The organism is Nonomuraea sp. bgisy101, assembly GCF_057708945.1.
Genome location: NZ_JBYITD010000002.1, coordinates 543981 through 566194 on the forward strand (window position 1 = coordinate 543981; position 22214 = coordinate 566194).

Below are 22214 nucleotides of genomic sequence, written 5' to 3' on the forward strand. Positions count from 1 at the left end.
ACGGACAAGTCTGCACGGGATGTGCACATCTTGGGGAGTGTCGTCTGCACACGTCCCTTCTACGCTGCTGTCCGTGGCAGACCAGCGACGCATCCTCGTGGTGGAGGATGACGAGACGATCGCGCTTGCCGTACGCAACCGGCTGGCCGCCGAAGGCTTCGACGTGCGCGTCGCGGGCGACGGCGAAGCGGCCCTCAACGCGTACGGCAGAGCGGAACCCGACCTGGTGATCCTGGACCGGCTCCTGCCGGGACTGGACGGCCTGGAGGTGTGCCGCAGGATGCAGGCGGCGCGGCCGGTGCCCGTCCTCATGCTGACCGCGCTCGGCGAGGAGACCGACGTGCTCGTCGGGCTCGGCGTGGGCGCGGACGACTACCTCGCCAAGCCGTTCAGCATGCGCGAGCTGGTGGCCAGGATCCACGCGCTGCTGCGCAGGGTCGAGCGGGCCGCCCAGCTGGCGATCGAGGACACCGTGATCAGGGTGGGCGAGGTCGAGATCGACACGGCGGCCCGCAGGGTGTTCGTGCGCGGCACGGAGGCGCAGCTCACCCGCACCGAGTTCGACCTGCTGCGCCGCCTGGCCGAGCGTCCCGGCCAGGTCTTCGAGCGCGACAGGCTGCTCTCGGACGTGTGGGGGTTCTCCGAGGCGGCCGCCACCAGGACCGTCGACAGCCACGTCCGCGCGCTGCGCCGCAAGCTCGGCTCCGACGTCGTGCGCACCGTGCACGGCGTCGGCTACGCCCTGGTGCGCCGATGAGGCCCCTCGACTTCCTCGGTCGCATCAAGGTCAAGCTGGGCATCGTCATCGTCCTCGCGGTGGGCACGGCGTTCGTGGTCAACGAGGTCGGGCTGAACGCCGGCGCGTCCCGCGAGGCGAGGATCGCCGTCGCCAGCATCCTCGCGCTGATCATGGTGCAGGTGCTCGCGCACGGCATGACCAAGCCGCTGCGCCAGCTCGCCTCCGCGGCCCAGACCGTCGCCAAGGGTCACTACACGCTGCGCGTCCGTGCCACCTCCCGCGACGAGGTGGGCGAACTGGCCAGGGCCTTCAACGCGATGGCCGCCGACCTCGGCGAGGTGGACAGGCAGCGGCGCGAGCTGGTCGCCAACGTCTCCCACGAACTGCGCACGCCCATCACGGGCCTGCGCGCGGTCCTGGAGAACGTGGTCGACGGCGTCTCCGTCGCCGACCCCGTCACCATGGGCACCGCCCTCGCCCAGACCGAGCGCCTGGGCCGTCTGGTCGCCCAGCTCCTGGACCTGTCACGGCTCGACTCGGGCGTGCGGCTCCTGGAGGCGGAGCCCGTCGCGCTGGAGCCCCTGCTCGAACAGGCGGCCCGCGAGGCGGCCATGGCGAGGGACGACGTCACGATCAGGCCCGTCTGCGCGCCCGGCCTGGTGGTGCGGGCCGATCCCGACCTGCTGGCGCAGGTGCTGGCCAACCTCCTCGACAACGCGGTACGGCACAGCCCCCGCTCCGGCCTGGTGACCCTGTCGGCGCGCAGGCAGGGCACGGGGGTGCGGCTCCTGGTGGCCGACAGGGGCCCAGGCATCCCCGAGGGAGCGCGGACCAGGGTGTTCGAGCGCTTCTCCAGACTCGACGCGGCGAGGGCCGCCGACGCGGGGGGCTCGGGGCTCGGCCTGGCGATCGTGAAAGAGATCGTCGAACTGCACGGAGGATCCATCCACATCGACGGCGGCGAGGGGTGCCGCATGGTCGTCGACCTTCCAGAGAGGATCACCATGGAACCCGACCTGGCGCGACTGGGGATCGCCCACACCCCCGAGAGGTCCGAGGCGGACCCTCAGAAAGATCCACAGGACAAGGGGGGCGACCCGATGGAGGAGGGTCCCGCCGAGGCGACGGAGCCCTTAAGGGAGCCGCGATGGGAGCCGGCCCCGACCTGGCAGGTCCCTGTGCACCAGCAGCCGCAGCCCAGACCGGCGGGCTCGGTGGGGCGCACCATGCTGTGGACCGTGGTCGGCCTGGCCGCCGGTTTCCTCATCGGGCTGTTCCTGGCGTTCTTCATCGGGTTGTTCTTCGGGACAGCGGTGAGCATCCTCGTGATGCTGGTGGTCAGCGCCACGGGGGCGGCCGTCGGCTCGGCGATCGGGTCGGCCAGGGGGCAGGCGCTCGCTCCGCCGTACCCGGCGATGACCCACCTGCCGCCACCCCCCGCGCATCCTGCGCCCATGCAGGGACCCGTCCTCGCGGGGGCCGCGGCCACGAGTCCCGCGGCCGAAGGTCCCGCGCCGGGCGGCTCGGCGGTAGGCCCTTCGTCGGTAGGCCCCTCGGAAGGAGCTCTCTCAGCAGGGGCCGCCTCAGCAGGGGCCCTCTCGGCAAACGCCCCCTCGGCAGGAGCACCCTCGGCCGGAGGCCATCCGGCTGGACGGCCTGTGGCCGAGGGCCGCGCGGCCGGAGGCGTCTGGGCAGGGGGGCCGCCGCAGGGGCCGAGGCCGCCCGCGCCGCCGTACGTGCCGCCACCCCTGTTCCCCAGGCCCGAGCTTCCCGACACGCCGCGCTGGCTGCTGCCGGCCGCGCTGGGCGTGGGCGTGTTCGCCGCCGTCGCTCTGCCGTACGCCAGGGCGGGCCTGGGCATCGCGCTGGTCGCGCTCGTGCTCGGCGCGGCCGCGCTGCCCGCCGTCCTGCGCAGGGCCACCCCGTGGACCCTCGCCTTCGGCCTCATCGCCTACGCGCTCGTCGCGATGGTCGCGGTCAGGGACGCGGACTGGCTGGTGATGCCGCTGCTGGCGGCGGCCTTCGGCCTCGGCGCGCTGGCCGTCTCCGGCGCGGGCCGCGGCTGGCTGGCGCTGATCAGGGGCGGCATCTCGGTGGCCCTCGCCGTCTTCCCCGTCCCCTGGTTCCTCGCGGGCCCGCTGAAGACGCTGACCGCGCGGCGGCGCGTCATGCCACTCGTGGCGGGGCTCGGCATCACCGCGGTCCTCCTGGTCGTGTTCGGCCTGCTGTTCGCCTCGGCGGACAAGGTCTTCGCCTCCTTCCTCGACCGGCTGCTCACCGCCCCGGAGTGGGCCGGCACGCTCCCGCTGCGCCTGTTCGTCTTCGTGGCCTTCGCCGTGCTGATGGCCGCGGCCGTCCTGGTGGCCATGCGTCCCGTCTCCGACCCGGTCAGCCCCTCGTTCAGGACCAGGCTGAACCGCAGCCTGTGGGTGGTGCCGCTCACCGGGCTCAACCTGCTGTTCGCCGCGTTCGTCGCCGTCCAGGTCACCGCCCTGTTCGGCAGCAACGCCTGGCTGCTGCGCACGACGGGCCTGACGTACGCCGCCTACGCCAGGCAGGGCTTCTTCCAGCTCATGGTCGTGAGCGTCTTCGTGCTCGCCATCGTCGCCGTGGTCAGCAGCGTCGTGCGGGCCGAGCGCGGCGACCGCTGGGCGCTGGCGATCCTGCTCGGCGTGCTGTGCGCGTTCACGATGGTCATCCTGGTCTCCGCGATGCATCGCCTCGACCTCTACACCGACGCCTACGGCCTGTCGCGCCTGCGCGCCTCGGTCGCGGCCACGATCTGGTGGCTCGGCGCGGTGTTCGCCGCCGTCCTCGTGGCCGGCGGCGTACGGCTGGCCGGCCGCAGCTCGGCGTGGCTGCCGAGGACCATCGTCCTGATCACCGGGCTGGGCCTGCTGACGTTCGCCGTCTGGAACCCCGACCTCCAGGTCGCCAGGACCCAGGTCGACATCAGGGGAGTGGCGCGCATCGACCAGGACTACGTCGGCGACCTCGGCGCGGAGGCCGTCCCCGAGCTGGACCGGCTCCCCGAGCCGTTGCGCAGCTGCGTCCTCGCCGACGTGGTCCGCGTCAACGGCCTGGCCGAGACCGACGCGTGGAACGGCTGGAACCTCGCCAGGGCCGAGGCCCGCGCCCTGCTGGCCAAGCACCCCGTGGTGCCGAACACGACCTGCGCCACCGCCTCGGGCAGGGGCTGACACGGCCCCTGGCCGGTCAGGGGACCCAGTGGTTGCCGGTGACGGTGATCATGGACTGGAGCCGGACGGTCGCGGCGAAGTAGTCCTCCCTGCCCGGCTTCGCCGCGGTCATCGACCGCCACAGCGCGTCCAGCCAGGGCTGCGCGGACGGGTCGGTGAGGGCGGCGACGGCGAACGGGGCGACGAAGGCGGGCTCGGGCCCCTCCTCGATGGGGGTTCCGTCGAGCCGGTAACCGGCGGCGATCTTCTCCGGGTCGCCGCCGGTCCTGCCGGACACCCACCGCGACAGCCTGCGGGCCGCCTCGGTCGAGGCGGGGTCGCCGCTGGTGACCGCGTCGGCGCCGATACGCCACGGGTCGCGCAGGGCGTTCCAGCTGTAGTCGCCGTCGTGCTCGCTCTCCAGCACCTCGCCCTTGACGGCCCTGCCGTCCTTGACGAAGTCGGGCAGCAGGCCGGGGAAGGCGGCGATCGCCTTCTGGTGGGCCTCGCGGATCGCCCGCCACTCCGGGTCGACCTTCTCGAAGGCGCGGAAGTGGTCGAGCATCCAGTCGGAGGTGCGTGACACCTTCGACAGCGGGTCGTCCGAGGTGGCCCAGTCACCGAGCTTCATCAGGCGGGTGTCGGGGTTCACCTCGGACGCCTTGATGGCGGCGATGCGCTTCACGGCCTTCGCGCGGTAGTCGCCGCCCCACTGCCGATCGGCCATGAGCAGGCCGTAGGCGACGTCGAGATCGCCGTCCGTGGCCGAGTCGGAGCCGTTGACGCTCGTGCACGTCCTGTCCTGCTCGGCGGCCAGCAGATCGGGGTCGTTCACCGAGGGATGGGCCTCGACGTAGCGCAGCAGGCCGTCGAACAGCGGCCTGTCGCCCATGGTGGCGGCGATCACCAGCCCGTAGCCCTGCGCCTCCCCGACGTAAGGGTGGTCGGCGTCGGGCGAGATCACCTGCAGGGAGCCGCACTTCGCGGTGACGAACGCGGCCTTCCACTCCTCGTAGAAGGCGCGCACCCGCTCGTCGAGCGTGCGACGGTCGCCTGTGGGGCGCAGCGTTCCCTTGGCGTAGGCGACGCGGTGGCTGCCGAAGGGGACGCCCCGCGCCGCGGCCGTGCTCCTCGCGGCAGGCGGCTCGGCAGATGGCGCGGCAGCCGGTGCGGCAGCCGTCGGGGCGGCCGGCGGTCCCCCCGCCGAGGATCCGCAGCCCGCGCCTCCCACGAGAACGACGGCGGCGGCGAGTCCGGCCACGGCGCGCATGAAACTCCTCGAGTAAAAAGACAGAGTCCCGCAACCTGCGTTTCTCCCATGAAATGCGGCGCAAGAAATGCAGCAAATCAGAGTAATGGTTGAATCTGCGTGTGACGTTCGACGTGGTCATCAGTGGCGGGCGGGTGCTCGACGGCACCGGGGCTCCGGCGTTCAGGGCGGACATCGGGATCACCGGAGAGCGGATCACCGCGATCGGCCGGCTCGAGGAGGTCGACGCGGGGCAGCTGATCGACGCCACGGGACACCTGGTCATGCCGGGTTTCATCGACTGCCACGCCCACGGCGACGCGCTCGTCTTCGACGGCCAGGTGCAGCTGGCGGCGCTGCGCCAGGGCGTGACGACCTTCGTCCTCGGGCAGGACGGCCTGTCCTACGCGCCAGGCTCGGCCGCGACCGTCGGCTACGCCACCCGCTACTTCGCCGCGGTCAACGGGGTGCACCCCTTTCTCGACGACGCGGCCGGCGTGGCCGACCTGCTGGCCGGATACGACAGGGCGACCGCGCTCAACACCGCCTATCTGCTGCCGCATGGCACCATCCGCTACGACGTCATGGGCGCCTCCCCCGAGCAGGCCACGCCCGAGCAGCTCGCCCTGATGCTCGGCCACGTCGAGCGCGGCCTCGCCGAGGGCGCGGTCGGGCTGTCGAGCGGCCTGGAGTACCTGCCGGGGCGCAACGCCTCCTCCGCCGAGCTCGCCGCGCTCTGCCGGCCGCTCGGCGCGCTGCCGTACGTCACCCACATGCGCGCCTACGGCACCGGCGCGGGCGTCGGGATGGCGGAGGTGGTCGAGATCGCCAGGACCTCGGGCGCGCCGATGCACGTCTCCCACCTGCACGGCCCCGCGGACGTACTGCTGCCGCTGGTCGAGGACGCGCTCTCCGGCGGGATCGACCTCACCTTCGACACCTACCCCTACCTGCGCGGCAGCACGATCCTCGCGATGATCGTGCTGCCGCCCCAGGTGCCGGCGGCCGAGGTCGACAGGGCGCTCGACGTGATCGAGTCGTCCTCGCTCGAGGACTGGTGGCCGACCCTCGACGACCTGTGGCCGCGGCTGACGGTGTCCCACGCGCCAGGCGAGGAGTGGGCCGAGGGCCTGACCATCGTGGAGGCGGCGGGACGCAAGGGGGTCACCCCGGCGGAGTTCTGCCGCAGGCTGCTGGTCGACACGCGTCTGGAGGCGGGATGCGTGGTGGCGCGGCCCGACGAGGGGCCCGAAGGGGAGGAGTCGGTGCGGCGGATCCTGCGGCACCCCGCGCACACCGGCGGCTCCGACGGGATCTACGTCGGCGGGCACCCGCACCCGCGGGGCTGGGGCGCGTTCGCCCGCTTCCTCGGCGTGCACGTCAGGGAGCTGGGAGACTGGACGTGGGAACAGGCCGCGGTGCACCTGGCCTCGCACCCGGCGCGCAGGTTCGGGCTGCTCGACAGGGGGCTGCTGCGGCCGGGGCTGGTGGCCGACGTGGTGGTGGTCGATCCCGCGACGGTGGCGGACCTGGCGACGTACGCCGCGCCGCGCACACCGGCGACCGGGATCTCGGAGGTGCTGGTGTCGGGGGTGCGGGTGCTGTCGCACGGCGCCCTGACCGGCTTCACCCCTGGACGCGCGCTGCGCCCCACCGCGTGACCCTCCGTACGGCACGCCGCCCCTGTCGCCGTCGCGGCGCCCGGCCACGTGCGCACGAGGAGCGTCCCTTCGGCGGGCGCGCGCCGGTGACCACGCAGGCGCGTGGGGCGGCTTGCCGTACAGGATGGGGCCGGACAGGCCCGTGAGAATCGCGGTCCGCGGCGGAAAGGTAGGGTCTGTGCGATGAAGGGGATTCGGTCGGGGGCGGACTTCCTGGGACAGCCCGTGTTCGGTGGCGCGTTCACCTTCCCGCTGATGGTCGTCAAGCGCAGCGCGCTCGAGCACGACATCGCCACCATGGCCGCCTTCACCCGCGACCACGGCATGCTGCTCGCGCCCCACGCGAAGACCCACATGTCACCGGAGATCGCCCGGATGCAGCTCGACGCGGGCGCGTGGGGGCTGACGGTCGCGACCCCCAGCCAGGCGATGACCGTGCGCGGATTCGGCGCGTCGCGGATCATGGTCGCCAACCAGGTCGTCGATCCGGCGGGGCTGGCCTGGGCCGCCGCCGAGCTGGACCGCGACCCCTCCTTCGAGTTCGTCAGCTTCGCCGACTCCCGCGCGGGCGTGGACATCCTGGCCAGGCACGCGGGGACGCGGCCCTTCCCCGTGCTGGTCGAGCTGGGCCACCACGGCGGCAGGGCCGGGTGCAGGAAGCTCGAGGACCTGCTGGACCTCGCGGCCTACGCGCAGGCGACCGAGGGCGTGGAACTCGCGGGCGTGGCCGGGTACGAGGGGGCGCTGAAGACCGCCGAGGACGTCAGGAAATATCTGGCGATCCTGCAGAACGCCGTCGACTACCTCAGGGCGCCGATCCTCAGCGTCGGCGGCAGCCAGTGGTTCGACGTGATCGGCCGCGAGCTCGTCACCGCCCAGACCAGGATCATCCTCAGAGCCGGCGCCTACGTCACCCACGACGACGGCTACTACCGCGAGCGCACCCCCTTCAACCGCGTCGAAGGCTCGCTCGAGCCCGCCTTCGAGATCTGGGCGCACGTGCTGTCCACTCCCGAGCCCGACCTGGCGATCATCGGTATGGGCAAGCGCGACGCCCCCTACGACGAAGGCCTGCCCGTCCCGCGCAGACCAGGACTCACCGTGGTGAAGATGCAGGACCAGCACACCGTCGTCCAGGGCACGCTCGAAGTGGGCGAACTGGTCGCGTTCGGCATCTCGCACCCCTGCACCGCCTTCGACAAGTGGCGCGTGCTCCCCCTCGTCGACGACGACTACATCGTCGTCGGCACGATCAACACCCACTTCTAGGAGATCCGGTGAAGAAGGAACTCAGGACCGCCGACGGCGCTCCTCCCGTCGGCGCCTACTCGCAGGGCCTCGTGGTCGGCGACTTCGTCTACACCTCGGGCATGGGCCCGCTCGACCCGCGGACCGGCGAGATCGTCGGCGACGACATCGAGACCCAGACGCACCAGACCATGAAGAACCTCGGCGCGGTCCTCGCCGCCCACGGCCTCGGCTTCGACGACGTGGTGAAGGCGACCGTCCACCTGCAGCACCTGCACCGTGACTTCCCGGCCTACAACGAGGTCTACAAGTCCTACTTCACCCAGCCGTACCCCGTCAGGACCACGGTCGGCTCGGAGCTGATGAACATCCTGGTGGAGATCGACTTCGTCGCGCACAAGAGCGCGTAGGGTTCGCCTGTGGACAGTTCCGTGTACGTCTTCGCCGAGGATCTGCGCAGCGAGGGCATGGAGAAGACGCTCGACAGGATCCGCGGTTACGGCGTGGGCGGCGTGACCGTCGGCGTCGTGCACCACCGCACCCGCGACGTCACCCCGCACGGGCTGTCCAGGCTCACCCTCCGCCAGGACGGAGCGCACTTCCCGCTGCCCGAGGACCTGTTCGGCGAGCTGCGCCTGCGGCCCGCCCCCGGCCACCTCGACGTCCTCGAAGGGCTGCGCGAGGCCTGCTCCTCGCGCGGCCTGAAGTTCCACGGCTGGACGGTGTTCCTGCGCAACGAGGCGATCGGGGTCGAACACCCCGACGTGACCGTGCGCAACTGCTTCGGCGACCGCGGCTACCCGACCGACCTGTGCCCCGCCCACCCCGACGTGAGGCTCTACGCCGTCGCGCTGGCCAGGGCCGTGGCGAGGCTGGGCGTCGACAGCGTGGTCGCCGAGTCGCTGCACTACCGCCCGCTCAAGGCCGAGCGCTCGTTCGTCCCGCTGGGACCCATGGACGCCTACCTCATGGCCCTGTGCTTCTGCGACTTCTGCATGCGCAGGGCGAGCGACCTGGGCGTCAACGCCGAGGTCGCCCGCGACGAGTGCTCGCGCATCGTCGGCGCGGTCCTGGACGGTGAACCGCCCGCGCAGGGCGAGGTCACCAGGGCGGCGCTGACCGCCTACGCCGGGCCCGACGTCGTCAACTACGCCCGCGCCCGCTCCGAGACCGTCACCTCCCTGGTGTCCGAGGTGTCGGCCGCGGTCTCCGCCGAGGGGTCGCAGCTCACGTTCGTCGACGCCACGGGCGCCGTCAAGGGCTACAAGCACGGCCTGCCTTCGCCCGGCCTGGCCGCGCACGACGCGTGGCAGCTCGGCGTCGACCTGGTCGCGCTCGGCGACCTCGTGCCGTCCTTCAGCGTCCTGGCCTACGCCCGCGACGCGGCGAGGGTCGCCGACGACGTGGCCGCCTACCTGCGCTCGGTCGGCAAGGACCGCGAGGTGCGGGCCGTCGTCCGGCCCGGACACCCCGACAGCGACACCGCCGACAGGCTCCTCGCCAAGGTACGCGGCGCCAAGGCCGCGGGCGCCGCCGCCGTCGACTTCTACGCCTACGGGCTGGTGCCGTACCCGACCCTGGACCGGATCCCCGCCGCCCTCAGCTGAGACCGCCGAGCAGCATCGGCAGCGCCCTCTCCAGCTCTCTCGTCCAGTACGGCCAGCGATGCGTGCCGGGGCCGTACAGGTTCGCGGTGACCTCGACGCCCGCCTTCCTGGCCGCCTTGACGAACGCGCGGTTCTCCTTCTCGATGAACTCCTCGCCGCCGTCCTTCGGCGTGTTCCTGCCGTCGAGCGGGCCCGGCTCGCCGTTGCCGCAGGAGACGTAGACGGGGATGTCCTTCAGCTTCTCCGCGAGCGCGGTCGGGTTGTGCGCGGCCAGGTCGTCGCCCCACAGCTTGTCGGGGTCGTCGCCGGAGCGCGCGGTGAGGTGGTCGAGGTCCTGCCTGCCGACGTCGACCAGGCCGGAGAAGGAGGCGGCCGCCCTGAACATGCCGGGATGCCTGGCGGCGTACGACAGGGCGCCGAACCCGCCCATCGACAGCCCCGCGATCGCCCTCCTGTCGTCGCCGCCGTACCTCCGCTCGACGAGCTCGCGGACCTCGGTGAGGTGGAAGGTCTCCCACTGCGGGCCGTCGAGCCAGTCGCTGTAGAAGCCCGCGTAGCCCGCCTCCGGCATGACCACGATCGCCCTCGCGTCCCTGGTCACCTCGTCGGCGCGGCCGTCGGTCACCCACGCGGTGCCCGCGTACCTGCAGCAGCCGTCGAGCAGGTAGAGGACGGGCCAGGCGGTTCCCGGACGCCATCCGGTGGGGAGCAGGATCTGGATCTCAGCCCGCCCGCCGACGGCCGCGGAGTCGACCTCCAGGGTGACCAGGCGGCCTTCCCTCTTCTCGCTGACGATCACGAGCCCGCCCGCAGCCCGCAGCGCGGTCGCCGGGGCTGTCGGGGCTGTAGGGGCACTCGGTTCGGTGGTGCTCGTGGCGGTCCGGGCCATGCTCGGTCCGGTGGGGTCGGGGGCGGTTCGGGCGGCGCTCGGTTCGGCGGGGCTGGGGGCGGCTTGGGCGGTGCCCGGTTCGGCGGGGTTCGTGGCGCTCTGGGCGGTGGCCGGAACGGTGGCGCGCGGGACTGTCGACGGCGTGGCGGTGCACGCGGTGACGGTCAGCACCGTGATCAGGGACGTGGCGAGCAGGCGTCGGACCACTGCGGCTCCTCGAGAGTCGCGACACATCCTCCCTTGTCAGGACCTGGGTGTCACCCCGTCCAGTACCGCCGACACGGCCCGCTCGGCGAACCCCGGCTCCACCTGCGCCCCCCTGAACACCGCCCGCACCCACACCGCCCCCGCGAGCAGGTCCACCACCAGCATCGGATCGGTGTCGTGCACCAGCTCGCCCCGCGCCCGTGCCCGCTCGAAGATCTCCCGCTCGCGGGCGAACCTGTCGGCGAAGAAGCCCCGCACGTTCAGCTCCGGATGGTGGACGGCCGCGCCGAGCGCCGCCACCGCGATGTCGCTCGACGGCGGGTCGGTGAGGAGCGCGATCACATTGTCGACCAGGGCTTCCAGATCGCCGCGCAGCGTGCCGGTGTCGGGCGGGTCGAAGGCGAGCGCGTCGGCCTCGACCAGGGCGGCGGCGAGGAGGGCGGGCTTGGACGGCCACCAGCGGTAGATGGTCGTCTTGTTGACTCCCGAGAGCTCGGCGACACCCTCGATGGTCAGGCTCTCGTAGCCGCGCTCGGCGAGGAGGGCGAGAGTCGCGCCGAAGATCTCCTGCTGCTTGCGCGGTGCCATGCGGCCGATCATAGCAACGCACCGTTGCGTGGCGCCTGCCGTACCGGCGGCACCCGGCTCTGCCGCGCTCGACACCGTGTCGCCCGGTTGGCGTCGCGCGGCCCGCGTCGTGCGGCCCGCGTCGTGCGGCCCGCGTCGTGCGGCAGGCGTCGCGCGGCCGGTGTCGCTCGGGTCGGCTTGGGGCAGGGTCAGGCGGCGCGCCTGCCCGTGAACGCGGTCGCGACGCCCAGCGCGATGTAGACCAGTCCGCTGAAGTAGCGCAGCCCCCTGGCCCGCTTCGCCAGCCGCCCGCTCAGCGCCCCCGCCATGAACGCGTACAGGATGTCCGACAGCAGGCCCAGCAGCAGCAGCGTCCCGCCGAACAGCACGATCTGCATCGCGGGAGAGCCCGAGCCCGGGTCCACGAACTGCGGCAGGAGCGCGAGGAAGAACAGGATGACCTTGGGGTTCAGCACGTTCACCAGCACGCCTTCGAGGAACACCTTGCCCAGCGGCTGCGGCTCGGCCGTACGGGTCGTGAGCTCGTCCTTGCTGGTCAGCGTCCGCACCCCGAGGTACACCAGGTAGGCCACGCCCGCCCACTTCACCACCCCGAACCAGGTGGCCGACTGCGCGATCAGGTACGAGAGGCCGCCTGCGGCCGCCGCGATGTGCACCAGCGTTCCCGTCTCCACCCCGAACGCGCTGGCCAGCGCCGCCGCCCTGCCCTGCGAGAGCCCGCGGGCGGCGATGTAGAGGTGGTTGGGCCCTGGGATGAGGACCAGCGTGAGCGAAGCGGCGAGAAAGAGCAGCATGTGGGTAAGGTATGGGACCTTTGGTCCACAGTTATAGACCAATGGATGGTGAGTTCCCTGGTCCAATCGGGATGTCGCCCAGGCGTGGCATAGTGGCCGGGTGAACGGGCTACTGATCGGGCGATCCGCTGAGCTGGGCGGGCTCGTTCGCGTGCTCGAGAACGCCTTGGACGGCAGGGCCGGCGTCGCCCTCGTCGGCGGCGACGCGGGCATCGGCAAGACGCGCCTGGCCGCCGAACTGGTCGCCGAGGCGCGCCAGCGCGGCCTCCGCGTCATGGTCGGGCAGTGCGCCGAGCTCGGCGACGCCCTGCCGTACCTGCCGCTGGCCGACGCGCTGCGCGACCCCGCGCTCGCCGAGGCCGTCGCCGCCCGCCCCATCCTCGGCCAGTTGCTCGACGACGGCAGCGCCGCGGCCTCCTCTTCCGGGCTGACCCAGCAGCGGCTGTTCGGGTCGCTGCTCGGCATGCTGTCCGACGTCCAGCCCGTGCTCTTCGTCATCGAGGACCTTCACTGGGCCGACCGCTCCACCCGCGACCTGCTGGTCTTCCTCAGCCGCATGCTGCAGTCCGAGCGGGTCTGCGTCGTCGGCACCTACCGCACCGACGACCTGCACCGCCGCCACCCGCTGCGTCCCGTGCTCGCCGAGCTCAAGCGGCTGCCCTCGGTGACCGCCGTGGAGCTGCGCCCGCTCGGCTCCGGCGAGATGTCCGACTACGTGGCGACACTGGGGGAGGTGGGCGCGCGCGGTCTCGGCGAGATCGTCTCCCGCGCCGACGGCAACCCCTTCTACGCCGAGGAGCTGTTCGCCGCCATGGCCGAGGGTGAGGCCCTGCCCGACAGCCTCGCCAGCCTGCTCCTGTCCCGCGTCGAGCTGCTGTCCGAGCCGGGCCAGCGGGTGCTGCGCGCCGCCGCCGTCGCCGGCCGCAGAGTCGAGGACTCGCTGCTGCGCGAGGTCTCAGGGCTGCCCGTCGGCGAGTTCGAGGAGGCCGTCAGGGAGATCGTCTCGCGCGGCCTGCTCCTGGTCGAGGGCTACGGCTACGCCTTCCGCCACGCGCTCCTGCAGGAGGCCGTCTACACCGACCTGCTGCCGGGCGAACGCACCCGCCTCCACAACACCTTCGCCACGCGGCTCACCTCGCCCGCCGAGCTCGCCCACCACCACCTCGCGGGCCACGACCTCGTCGGCGCCCTCACCGCCTCCGCCGAGGCGGGCCGTATCGCCGAACGGCTCGGTGCCCCCGCCGAAGCCCACCGCCACTACGACCAGGTCCTCGAGCTCTGGGATCGCGTACCCGACGCCGAGCTTCGCGCGGGCGAGCCCAAGCACGTCCTCGCCATGCGCAGCGCCATCGCCGCCGCCGACAGCGGCGACAACCACGGCGCCATCGCCCGCCTGCGTGCCGTCCCGCCGACCCCCGAGGTTCAGGAGCGCCTGGCCAACTACCTGTCGGAGATGGACCAGGAGGACGAGGCCATCGCCGTCGCCGAGTCCGCCGTCGCCACGGCCACCGAGCCCGCCGTCCTGGCCCGCGCCCTCGCCACCCTCGCCCGCTGCCTGGCCTGGAGCCACCGCCACGCCGAGCACGAGCCCCTCGCCGAACGCGCCCTGGCCACCGCCCGCTCGGCCGGCGCCGCCGACGCCGAGGCCAGCGCCCTGATCACCCTCGCCTCCGCCGCCCAGCTGCGCGGCGAGTGGGTCCGCGCCGAGAACCTCTTCTTCACGGCTGCCGCCCGCACCTCAGGCAACCTCGCCATCGACCTGCGCGCCCTGTTCAACCTCACGCGCGTCCACTACGAGCTCGGCCGCCTCGACAAAGCCGCCGAGGTCGCCGACCGCGGCATCGCCCTGGCCGCCGAGACCGGGCTGTCCTGGAGCACCTACGGCACCGACCTGCGTTTCCTCCGCTTCCTCATCCACTACGTCTCAGGCCAGTGGGACGACGCCGAGGCCATGGCCGCCGGCTTCCCCACCCGCGTCGGCACCGTCCCCGAGTCCGTGCTGTCCTCGTTCGCGCTGTTCATCGAGGTCTCCCGTGGCCTTCCTGGCGTCGGTGAGCGCCTGGCCTGGCTCCAGCCGTTCTGGCCGGACCCGCTCGTCACCTACATGTCCCGCAGCCTCGCCGCCGAACACTCCCTGTGGAACGGCGACCCCGCCGCCGCCCTCGAACACATCGAAGCGGTCATGGACATCCTCACCCCGAGCGACCCAGGAACCCTCCGCGTCGCGGCGACCGGGCTGGCGGTGCTGAGCGAGCTGGGCCGTACCGAAGGAGCCGACGAGCTGATCGCCCGCGCCCGCTACGCCGCCTCCACCGGGCCAGACGGCGAGCGGGGCGAGATGGGCCTCGAAGGCCGCGCGTGGCGGCTGCGCGCCGAGGCGGAATGGTCACGCGCCCTCGGCCGCACCGACCCCGACCAGTGGCGCGAGGTCGTCGAGGCGTTCTCCTACGGATTCGTCTACGAGGTCGCACGCTCCCGCTGGCGGCTGTCCGAAGCCCTGCTTGCCACCGGCGACAGGACGGCGGCCCAGGAAGAATGGGCGCAGGCCCGCGAAACCGCATGGAAGCTCGGCGCCGTGCCCCTGGCCACCGCGCTCGAAGAATACGGCCGCCGCGCCAGATTCGTCGGAGCGACCTCGACAGGAGGGCTCACGGCTCGGGAAGTGGAAGTGCTGGCACTGGTCGCCGAAGGGCTGGGCAACAGGGAGATCGGCGAGCGGCTGTTCATCGCGCAGAAGACGGTGAGCGTCCACGTCTCCAACATCCTGGGCAAACTCGACGCCTCCACCCGCACCCAGGCAGCCGCCATCGCCCGCAAACAGGGACTCCTGCCCTAGGCCTTCGCCCTCGCGGCCAGCTCCCTGACGACCTCGATCAACTCGGCCGGATCGAACGGCTTGGTGAGGTAGGCGTCGACCCCGATCCCCATGCCGCGACGCCTGTCGGACTCCTGGGCCCTCGCGGTGATGAGGACCACCTTGATGTGCGCGGTGCGCTCCTCCGTCCGCAACCTCGACGCCGTCTCCCAGCCGTCGAGCCGCGGCATCATCACGTCGAGAGTGATGACATCGGGCATCACGTCCATGACCCGATCCAGGCAGTCCTGGCCGTCGGTCGCGGTCGCCACCTCGAACCCCTCCAGGGTCAGATTGACCGCGATGAGCTGCCGGATGACCTCGTCGTCGTCTACTACCAGTACCCTGCCCAGATCCTCGCCCACGGCCGCCAAGGTAACCCGTGGAGAGGGGGTCACGTGCGGTTTTCGATGGATGTGTGCCGGGAGCTTTAACGTGGTGCAGAGTGGTGGGCGGATGCTGGTAACGTTGTCAGTCGTCGAGCCCCCTTAGCTCAGGGGATAGAGCACCGGCCTCCGGAGCCGGGTGCGCAGGTTCGAATCCTGCAGGGGGCACACTCGATCTAGCTAGTGATACACGCACTGACCTGCAGAAATGCAGGTCTTTTGCGTTTCTGGGGTGTGCCACCGGACGCGGTAGATGGCAAGCATGTGCCCGTGATCACATACCAGCCGCGTACCGATCTTGGTCGCGACCGGATGGCCATGGAGCAGCACGCCACCTCAGCGCCGTACCGACGCAACTCACACACAAGCGTCTCCACCTCCGCGCTCATCTGCGTCGGAGACGACAAAGGGCGCCGCGAGCGATCCACGAAAACGGCCAGCCGGCGACCCGATACCGAGACAACGTCTGCCGGGCCATCCCGGCCATCCCGGCCATCCGGCCTCGCCGGCGACCTGAGTCACCGATCCACCGGCCAGCACAGTCAGAACCGCCCGATACCTCTGCTCGACAATGGACACATCCGCCAGGGCCAATCCTGGCCTCCTGGCGCGCGCCGCCCGCAAACGACGCACGAAAGATCGGCCGACAACGGCACCCGTCAAACATGTCCTGGGACTGACGCGTCAAGCATGTCCCGGGACAGGACACAGGACAGCTGACGGCGTGTCAGGTCTCAAGACCTGTGCGACAGATCCGGCTCGGGATGGCTATGTAAGTGAGGACTGGTACCAGATGTCGGTCAGGTGAGGCTCCACCCATCTGAGCCGGAAAACGTTGTCGGTGAGTTTTGGTACCAAGGGCGTCCGGCCGGTGAGACGATCGGGGTGCTCCGCATGGCGAGGGGGCACCGATGGCCAACAAGGGCAAAGCCGAACTGTTCGCGGCGATCCGTCGGGACGCTCGGCTGGAAGGCATGTCGGCGCGGGCGCTGGCCCGTAAGTACGGTGTGCATCGGCGGACGGTGGCCCAGGCGTTGGCCTCGCCCTGGCCGCCGGAGCGGAAGAAGCCACCGCCGCGCCCGTCGCGGCTGGATCTCTACAAGCCGGTCATCGATGCAATGCTGCGGGCCGATCTGGACGCCCCGCGCAAGCAGCGGCATACCGTGGTCCGCATTCGGAACCGGCTGGTGGAGGAGCACCAGGCGGTGGAGGTCTCCTATCCGATGGTCCGCGACTACGTGCGGCAGCGGCGGGCGGAGATCCGGATGGAGGCAGGCCGCGGGCCGGTGCCGGGCTTTATCGAGCAGACTCATCGTCCGGGTGTTGAGGCCGAGGTGGACTTCGGGGATGTGTGGATCCGGCTGGCCGGCAAGCTGACTCGCTGCTACCTGTTCTCCTTCCGCCTTTCGTGGTCGGGTAAGGCCCTGCATCGGATGTTCCTGACCTGCTCGCAAGAGGCGTTCTTCGAGGGCCACGTCCACGGGCATGGCGTGCGGTCGGCCAGCTGGTGCGGCCTTGGAGTGTCTCGCGTTTCAGCGTGGCGTTGAAGCTCTCGGCCGCCGCGTTGTCGGCGCTGGTCGCCTTCGGCCGGCGCTGTGAGCAGGCTGGCGTCCGTCCGTCGACGGGCCGAACCGGGACGTGCCGACAATGCGATCACCGAGAGCTTCTTCGCCTCGCTGGAGTGCGAACTGATCGACCGGCGCGCCTTCCGCACCAGGTCAGAAGCCGAACGAGCCCTCTTCAGCTACATCGAGGGGTTCTACAACCCACGCCGCCGCCACTCCGCCAACAGCCAGCTCAGCCCCACTGAATACGAGCGTCGACACGCGCTCAAGAACATCCACGACCTCGACTATGCTGCCGCGTAGTCGCAAGCCCTGATGTGTCTACTGAACCGGGGCAACTCCAACATCATCGAAACCGGAACTGTGTCCTACCGCTACACCCAGACCCAGGCCGCCAAGGCCAGCCAGCAGGCTCCCAACCGACCACCGGCGTGCTCTTCCCCGATAGCGGCCGAACTCGTCGGCCGCAGGAGCAGGTCAAGGTGGAGCGCCCACAGCGCAGCGAGGACGAGCACCTTGACCTGCGACAAGGACCGGCCATCATCCGGCGCCGGGGAAGCGCGTGCACCGCCAATTGAGGTCGGCGTAGGGGTTGACCTAGGCATAGGCATCGTCGGCCTCGGTGAGGTCGACGCCCCTGACGACCTACGCGCGGCTGTCCTGCTTGGCGTCGTCGTCCACACGGCCGTCGTCGTCCGTGATCTTGAGCTTTCGTACGGCGGGAGCCAGCACGAGGGGTAGGTGGGCCGCCGCGGTGCCGAGGCAGGCGATCCACAGGAGCTGGTGAACGGTGACGACCTCGCCCAGCAGCCCGCCGACGACACCGCCGAGCGGCAGCGAACCCCACATGAGGAAGCGGAGGCTGGCGTTCATCCTGCCACGCAGGGCCTCGGGGCAGATCGCCTGGCGGTAGCTGCCCTGGGCGACGTTGTACATGACCGCGACCAGGAAGACGAGCGCCATGCCGATCGGGAACAGGGCGAGCCGCCAGCCGGGTCCGGTGAAGGCGACGAGCACATTGAGCGGAATGATCAGGACGGCTGCGCCGTACATCGTGGGGCCGTGACCGAAACGGGCGATCACGCGTGGCGCGAGGAGTGCGCCCAGCAGGCCACCGGCCCCCGCGCCCGAGATCATCAGGCCGTAGGCCGTCGCGCTCACGCCCAGCTCGGCGACCAGGTACAACGGCTGGACGATGGCCCAGATGCCGTTGATGAACATGGCCATGGCGCCGACGAAGCCGATCAGGCGCAGGATGGGCTGGCCGAGCACGTAGCGCAGGCCCTCCATGAGGCTCACACGCCCGCCGGAGGGGGTCTCCTTGGCCTTGACGCTCGCCAGCAGGGTGGCGGAGATCAGGTAGCTGACCGCGTCGACCACGATGGCGATGGGCGCCGTGAGCGCCTGCACGAGCCAGCCGCCGAGCCCGGGGCCGAAGAGCACGGAGAGGCTGCGCACGGACTCCAGGGTCCCCATGCCCTTGGGCAGCTGCTCCTTGGTCACGATGGAGGGCAGGAAGCTCAGGTGGGCGACGTCGAAGAAGGCCGTGCCGGTGCTGACGATCACGGCGACCGCGTAGAGCTGCGCCAGCGTGAGCGCCTCGAACAGCGCGGCGATCGGGATCGACGCCAGGGCGACCGCGCGCAGCACGTCGGCCGTCACCAGGATCGGCTTCCTGCGCAACCGGTCGACCCACACGCCGGCGGGCAGCCCGAAGAGGAGGAAGCCGATCATCTCGGCCGCGCTGAGCAGGCCGAGCTCGAACGGGCCCGCGTCCAGCACCAGCAGCGCGACCAGCGGGAGGGCCACGCGCGTGACCTGGGTGCCGAACTGGCTGAAGCCATCGGCGGTGACGTAACGACGGAAGGCGGGGGTCATCCGATCTACCCTAGGGGCGCGCCACGCTCCGCGCGCTGCCTGCGGCGCTGGGCCGCTGACCGTTGGCCCTTCGGTTTTGCGCGGGAGGCACCAGGTCCGTCGCGGTCACATGCTTGGCGGGCGATGGCGGGCCACTTTGACCGCTGAGATCAGCAGCACGACGGCCAGGGCCGGGATGAGAACGAGGTCGGGGATCACGCCGAGCAACAGGCCGCCGAGCAGCGCGCCCGCGATGGAGCCTGCGGTCATGATGGCGACGAAGCGGAGGTTGGCGCCCAGGACGGCGAAGCTGCCGTCGCGGCTGTAGCGGGCGAAGGCCACCAGCATGGTGGGCAGGGACACCAGCAGCGACAGGCTGCCGGCGGTCTTGATGTCCACCGAATAGAGCAGCATGATCGTCGGGATCAGCAGTTCCCCGCCGGCCACGCCCATGATCGCGGCCACCACGCCGATTCCGAACCCTGCCGCCACCCCGGCCGCCGCCTGCATCGGGCCGGGCAGCATCAAGGAGCCGAAGGTGGTGGTGTGGGTGAGCACCAGGGCGCCGGCCATGAGCACCATCAGGGCGGCCAGCACCTTGTAGAGGGTGGCGGTGCGCATCCGCACCGCCCACGACGCGCCCGCCCATGCGCCCAGCAGGCTTCCTGCCAGCAGGTTGACCGCGACCGTCCAGTGCGCGTTCAGGTCGGCGAAGGGGACGGCGGCCAGGCGCGCGGGCAGCGCGGTGAGCACCACGACCAGGCTCATCGCCTTGTTCAAGATGACTGCCGACAGCGCCGCGAAGCCAAACAGGCCGATCAGCAGCGGCAGTCGGAACTCCGCGCCGCCCAGGCCGATCAGTCCGCCCAGCACACCCACCGCCGCGCCGGCGGCGAACACCAGCGGCACCGAACCTGCCCGGCGATCGGACGCGGTGATGTCGTTTGCGCTCACGTCACCCTCACGTTCCCTGCCGCCCGCACCTGGTGTGCGGGGCCGCGTCCAGCTTTTCGCGCCCCTCTTGCCGAGCGGCATGCGGCTCGCGGCGGGATGTCAGACATGGCGCCATTCTGCCGGGCCGCCGTCCATGTCATCTGGCCACCCGGCGCCCAACGCGACGACCCACCTTCTCGCGGTTCCTGGGCGGGGGTTCCCCTCCGAGATGTCATCGACTATCGTCGATTATCGATGAACAAGGATGCGAAGCCGCTGGACCGGGCCGAGGCCGAGGAGTACGCGAGCTGGTTCAAAGCGCTGGCCGATGCCACGCGCATCCAGATCGTGTCACTGCTGGCCCGCCGCCGTGAGCCGATGACCGTGGGCGGGATCGTGAGCGTCTCCGGCGTCGGCCAGTCGACCGTGTCGCACCACCTGAAGATCCTCGCCGAGCTGCGGTTCGTGCTGGTCGAGCGGCAGGGCACGGCCAGTCTGTACCGGATCAACGAGGCCTGTGTGAGCTGCTTCCCCACCGCCGCCGACGTGGTGATGGGCAACCCGGTCCCGGCTTCACCGGTCTGCGAGTGAAGGAGAGTCGCGATGACTCACGATGAGATCGTCGAACGCTACTCCGGGCTGGCTCGGGCAGCGATGCTCGGCCGGGTGATCCTCGACTGCGGGGCGGAGGAGTTCGAGCAGGGCTGCTTCGGGACGGCCGGATACGACGACACCGACGGCCTTCCGGAGGGAGCGCTACGGGCCAGCCTGGGATGCGGCAACCCGGTGGCCGTCGCCGAGCTGCGCGCCGGGGAGGCCGTGCTCGACCTCGGCTCGGGTGGCGGCATCGACGTGCTGCTGTCGGCGCGAAGGGTTGGCCCATACGGCCAGGCCTATGGCCTGGACGCCAGCCCCGACATGCTGGAACTCGCCCGCGCCAACGCCGCCAAGGCGGGCGCGACCAACGTGGAGTTCCTGCACGGCACGATCGAGGCAGTCCCACTGCCAGACCAGGCGGTGGACGCGGTCATCTCTAACTGTGTGATCAATCTGTCCGACGACAAACCTGCCGTCCTGGCCGAGGCCTTCCGCGTCCTGCGGCCCGGCGGGCGGTTCGGGGTGAGCGACGTGGTCACCGACGGGCCCATTGATCCGGTACGGCGGGCCGCCGCCGAGCAGCGAGTGGGCTGTGTGGCCGGATCGCTGGCAGTCGAGGAGTACCGAAACCTGCTCCGCGAGGCAGGCTTCGTCGGCATCTCGATCCGCCTCACCGCCGACCACGGTGACGGCGTTCGTTCGGCCATCGTCCAGGCGCACAAGCCCGCGATCGGACCTGGCCTGGAGATCAGGCCGATGCGTGAGGCCGACGCCGCTCAAGTGCTGTCGATCTACCAGGCCGGTCTCGATACCGGACAGGCCAGTTTCGAGACCGTCGCCTCCAGCTGGGAGGGCTTCACCGAGGGCAAGCTTCCGCACCTGCGCTACGTCGCCGCCGACACCGAGACCGGCGAGGTGGTCGGCTGGATCGCCGCCTCCCCGGTGTCCTCACGTCCGGTGTACACCGGAGTCGTCGGGCAGCGGCCGGTGGTGTTCGGCGTCGACGCGCAGGATGTTGGCCAGGGTGAAGGCGTCCGCGTGGTCGGACTTCGACCGGGCGACGGTGTGCCGTTCGCGGTATCGGGCGACTGCCAGCGGGTTGATCGCGTAGACCGTGCGGCCGGTGGCGCGCAGGCATGACACCAGCAGGCCGCGGCTGGTCTCGATCGCGACCGGGATGCGGGCCTCGGGGCGATCGCCGTGCTCGGCCAGCAGCTCGATCAACGTCCGCCATCCGTCGACGTCGTCGCCGATGCGGCGCTTGGCCACTAGCTTGCCCGTCTCGTCGACCAGGGCGACGTCGTGATGCTTCTCCGCCCAGTCGATCCCGCACGTGATCGTCAACATGTCTCCTTCGTAGTGCCTTGCCCAGGTGAGCCATGCAGGGGCACGCCACGCCCTAATGAGAGAGCTCGACGGCTCGACATCCGATCAGCAGTTCGTGGCCCCAGCCGGCCGCAGGCCCGCGCACTGCGTAAGGGCTCGGCGGCCCCGGTATGAGTGAGCGGTGACTCCTGTGGCTGACTCACGGCACGATCTTGGCAAAGCGGGTGGTGGCGGGTCCGGACCGAGGCGCACGGCCTTAGCAGAGAGGCTCCCGGCCCGGTATCGACACAGGCGTTCTCTCGGTCCGGGCCCTCCACCACCCACCGTCAGCCCCACCCTGCTGCGCACTGCCTCTGTATGGGAGTCGGCGCTCCGGGTTGAAAGTAGGCGTCAGCAGGGAGGGGAGCCCCCTCGGGAGCAATGATCGAAACCTGTGGATCTGCCGGGAAGGGGTGTACCTTCCCGAATCATCTGATCATGGTTTCGAGATAAGGCCGACGCGCCAACGTCGGTCGGGAAGGCACACCCGTGCCGC

At 71.0% G+C, this 22214-nt stretch carries 16 protein-coding genes, 1 tRNA gene and 3 pseudogenes; 12 read left to right on the top strand and 8 right to left on the bottom strand.

Translation table 11 applies throughout. The features are described from left to right. Positions 1–73 precede the first annotated feature (73 nt). Both AC3EO4_RS06095 and AC3EO4_RS06100 read left to right on the top strand, forming a co-directional pair. On the top strand, positions 74–757 hold the full coding sequence (locus AC3EO4_RS06095; protein ID WP_431894177.1) for a response regulator: 684 nt from the start codon (positions 74–76) through the stop codon (positions 755–757). Next, on the top strand, positions 754–3939 hold the full coding sequence (locus AC3EO4_RS06100; protein WP_431894178.1) for a DUF4153 domain-containing protein: 3186 nt from the start codon (positions 754–756) through the stop codon (positions 3937–3939). Before AC3EO4_RS06095 ends, AC3EO4_RS06100 begins: the two co-directional genes overlap by 4 nt. A gap of 16 nt (positions 3940–3955) precedes the next feature. Here the strand turns inward: AC3EO4_RS06100 and AC3EO4_RS06105 are convergent, their stop codons facing one another. Beyond that, positions 3956–5188 carry a family 8 glycosyl hydrolase gene (locus tag AC3EO4_RS06105; RefSeq protein WP_431894179.1) on the bottom strand — a complete coding sequence of 411 codons (1233 nt, stop codon included), beginning with the start codon at positions 5186–5188 and terminating at the stop codon, positions 3956–3958. Positions 5189–5289: 101 nt separating this feature from the next. Here AC3EO4_RS06105 and AC3EO4_RS06110 point away from each other — a divergent pair, with 101 nt between their 5' ends. The 4 genes from AC3EO4_RS06110 (at position 5290) to AC3EO4_RS06125 (ending at position 9683) form a co-directional block, all read left to right on the top strand. Beyond that, positions 5290–6828 carry an N-acyl-D-amino-acid deacylase family protein gene (locus AC3EO4_RS06110; RefSeq protein WP_431894180.1) on the top strand — a complete coding sequence of 513 codons (1539 nt, stop codon included), beginning with the start codon at positions 5290–5292 and terminating at the stop codon, positions 6826–6828. 183 nt (positions 6829–7011) lie between these two features. Further along, complete coding sequence (locus AC3EO4_RS06115) at positions 7012–8097, top strand: alanine racemase (RefSeq protein WP_431894181.1); 1086 nt, start codon at positions 7012–7014, stop codon at positions 8095–8097. An 8-nt stretch (positions 8098–8105) separates the two neighbouring features. Further along, a complete protein-coding gene (locus AC3EO4_RS06120; RefSeq protein WP_379571475.1) occupies positions 8106–8486 on the top strand; it encodes a RidA family protein in 381 nt (126 codons plus the stop codon). Between the two features lie 9 nt (positions 8487–8495). Continuing rightward, positions 8496–9683, top strand: coding sequence for a hypothetical protein (locus AC3EO4_RS06125; RefSeq protein WP_431894183.1), 1188 nt, complete (start codon positions 8496–8498; stop codon positions 9681–9683). Here AC3EO4_RS06125 and AC3EO4_RS06130 read toward each other — a convergent pair. The 3 genes from AC3EO4_RS06130 to AC3EO4_RS06140 form a co-directional block, all read right to left on the bottom strand. Then, positions 9676–10779 carry an alpha/beta hydrolase gene (locus tag AC3EO4_RS06130; protein ID WP_431894185.1) on the bottom strand — a complete coding sequence of 368 codons (1104 nt, stop codon included), beginning with the start codon at positions 10777–10779 and terminating at the stop codon, positions 9676–9678. The two genes, AC3EO4_RS06125 and AC3EO4_RS06130, sit on opposite strands and share 8 nt — an antisense overlap. A gap of 36 nt (positions 10780–10815) precedes the next feature. After that, positions 10816–11367: a TetR/AcrR family transcriptional regulator gene (locus AC3EO4_RS06135; protein ID WP_431894187.1), complete on the bottom strand. Its 552-nt coding sequence runs from the start codon at positions 11365–11367 to the stop codon at positions 10816–10818. A 188-nt stretch (positions 11368–11555) separates the two neighbouring features. After that, positions 11556–12161 (bottom strand): LysE family translocator, encoded by a 606-nt coding sequence (locus AC3EO4_RS06140; RefSeq protein ID WP_379571483.1) that lies wholly within the window; start codon positions 12159–12161, stop codon positions 11556–11558. A gap of 100 nt (positions 12162–12261) precedes the next feature. Here AC3EO4_RS06140 and AC3EO4_RS06145 point away from each other — a divergent pair, with 100 nt between their 5' ends. Beyond that, the gene (locus AC3EO4_RS06145; protein WP_431894189.1) at positions 12262–14997 is read left to right on the top strand and encodes an ATP-binding protein; all 2736 of its coding nucleotides are present in this window, start codon (positions 12262–12264) and stop codon (positions 14995–14997) included. Here the strand turns inward: AC3EO4_RS06145 and AC3EO4_RS06150 are convergent. Continuing rightward, the gene (locus tag AC3EO4_RS06150; protein WP_431894191.1) at positions 14994–15380 is read right to left on the bottom strand and encodes a response regulator transcription factor; all 387 of its coding nucleotides are present in this window, start codon (positions 15378–15380) and stop codon (positions 14994–14996) included. The genes AC3EO4_RS06145 and AC3EO4_RS06150 overlap by 4 nt on opposite strands. Positions 15381–15497: 117 nt before the next feature. On the opposite strand from AC3EO4_RS06150, the gene AC3EO4_RS06155 reads away from it, so the two are divergent. The 3 genes and pseudogenes from AC3EO4_RS06155 to AC3EO4_RS06165 all read left to right on the top strand — a co-directional run. Further along, positions 15498–15569, top strand: a tRNA-Arg gene (locus tag AC3EO4_RS06155). 743 nt (positions 15570–16312) lie between these two features. Beyond that, positions 16313–16948, top strand: coding sequence for a hypothetical protein (locus tag AC3EO4_RS06160; RefSeq protein ID WP_379571489.1), 636 nt, complete (start codon positions 16313–16315; stop codon positions 16946–16948). Between the two features lie 29 nt (positions 16949–16977). Further along, positions 16978–17269: pseudogene (locus AC3EO4_RS06165) on the top strand (IS3 family transposase); the annotation flags it as partial. Positions 17270–17611: 342 nt separating this feature from the next. On the opposite strand, the gene AC3EO4_RS06170 reads toward AC3EO4_RS06165, so the two are convergent. Both AC3EO4_RS06170 and AC3EO4_RS06175 read right to left on the bottom strand, forming a co-directional pair. Continuing rightward, complete coding sequence (locus AC3EO4_RS06170) at positions 17612–18844, bottom strand: MFS transporter (RefSeq protein WP_379571491.1); 1233 nt, start codon at positions 18842–18844, stop codon at positions 17612–17614. Between the two features lie 105 nt (positions 18845–18949). Next, positions 18950–19777 (bottom strand): TSUP family transporter, encoded by an 828-nt coding sequence (locus AC3EO4_RS06175; protein WP_379571493.1) that lies wholly within the window; start codon positions 19775–19777, stop codon positions 18950–18952. 234 nt (positions 19778–20011) lie between these two features. On the opposite strand from AC3EO4_RS06175, the gene AC3EO4_RS06180 reads away from it, so the two are divergent. Together AC3EO4_RS06180 and AC3EO4_RS06185 are read left to right on the top strand one after the other, a co-directional pair. Next, a complete protein-coding gene (locus AC3EO4_RS06180) occupies positions 20012–20347 on the top strand; it encodes an ArsR/SmtB family transcription factor (protein WP_379571495.1) in 336 nt (111 codons plus the stop codon). 63 nt (positions 20348–20410) lie between these two features. Then, positions 20411–20995: pseudogene (locus tag AC3EO4_RS06185) on the top strand (methyltransferase domain-containing protein); the annotation flags it as partial. 324 nt (positions 20996–21319) lie between these two features. On the opposite strand, the pseudogene AC3EO4_RS06190 reads toward AC3EO4_RS06185, so the two are convergent. Next, a pseudogene (locus AC3EO4_RS06190) lies at positions 21320–21700 on the bottom strand (IS110 family transposase); the annotation flags it as partial. Between the last annotated feature and the right edge of the window lie 514 nt (positions 21701–22214).

Excerpts from the sequence above, each read along its gene's own strand:
- AC3EO4_RS06100 (WP_431894178.1), top strand. The coding sequence starts at position 754 with ATGAGGCCCCTCGACTTCCTCGGTCGCATCAAGGTCAAGCTGGGCATC.
- AC3EO4_RS06105 (WP_431894179.1), bottom strand. The coding sequence starts at position 5,188 with ATGCGCGCCGTGGCCGGACTCGCCGCCGCCGTCGTTCTCGTGGGAGGC.
- AC3EO4_RS06115 (WP_431894181.1), top strand. The coding sequence starts at position 7,012 with ATGAAGGGGATTCGGTCGGGGGCGGACTTCCTGGGACAGCCCGTGTTC.
- AC3EO4_RS06135 (WP_431894187.1), bottom strand. The coding sequence starts at position 11,367 with ATGGCACCGCGCAAGCAGCAGGAGATCTTCGGCGCGACTCTCGCCCTC.
- AC3EO4_RS06140 (WP_379571483.1), bottom strand. The coding sequence starts at position 12,161 with ATGCTGCTCTTTCTCGCCGCTTCGCTCACGCTGGTCCTCATCCCAGGG.
- AC3EO4_RS06160 (WP_379571489.1), top strand. The coding sequence starts at position 16,313 with ATGGCCAACAAGGGCAAAGCCGAACTGTTCGCGGCGATCCGTCGGGAC.
- AC3EO4_RS06170 (WP_379571491.1), bottom strand. The coding sequence starts at position 18,844 with ATGACCCCCGCCTTCCGTCGTTACGTCACCGCCGATGGCTTCAGCCAG.
- AC3EO4_RS06180 (WP_379571495.1), top strand. The coding sequence starts at position 20,012 with ATGAACAAGGATGCGAAGCCGCTGGACCGGGCCGAGGCCGAGGAGTAC.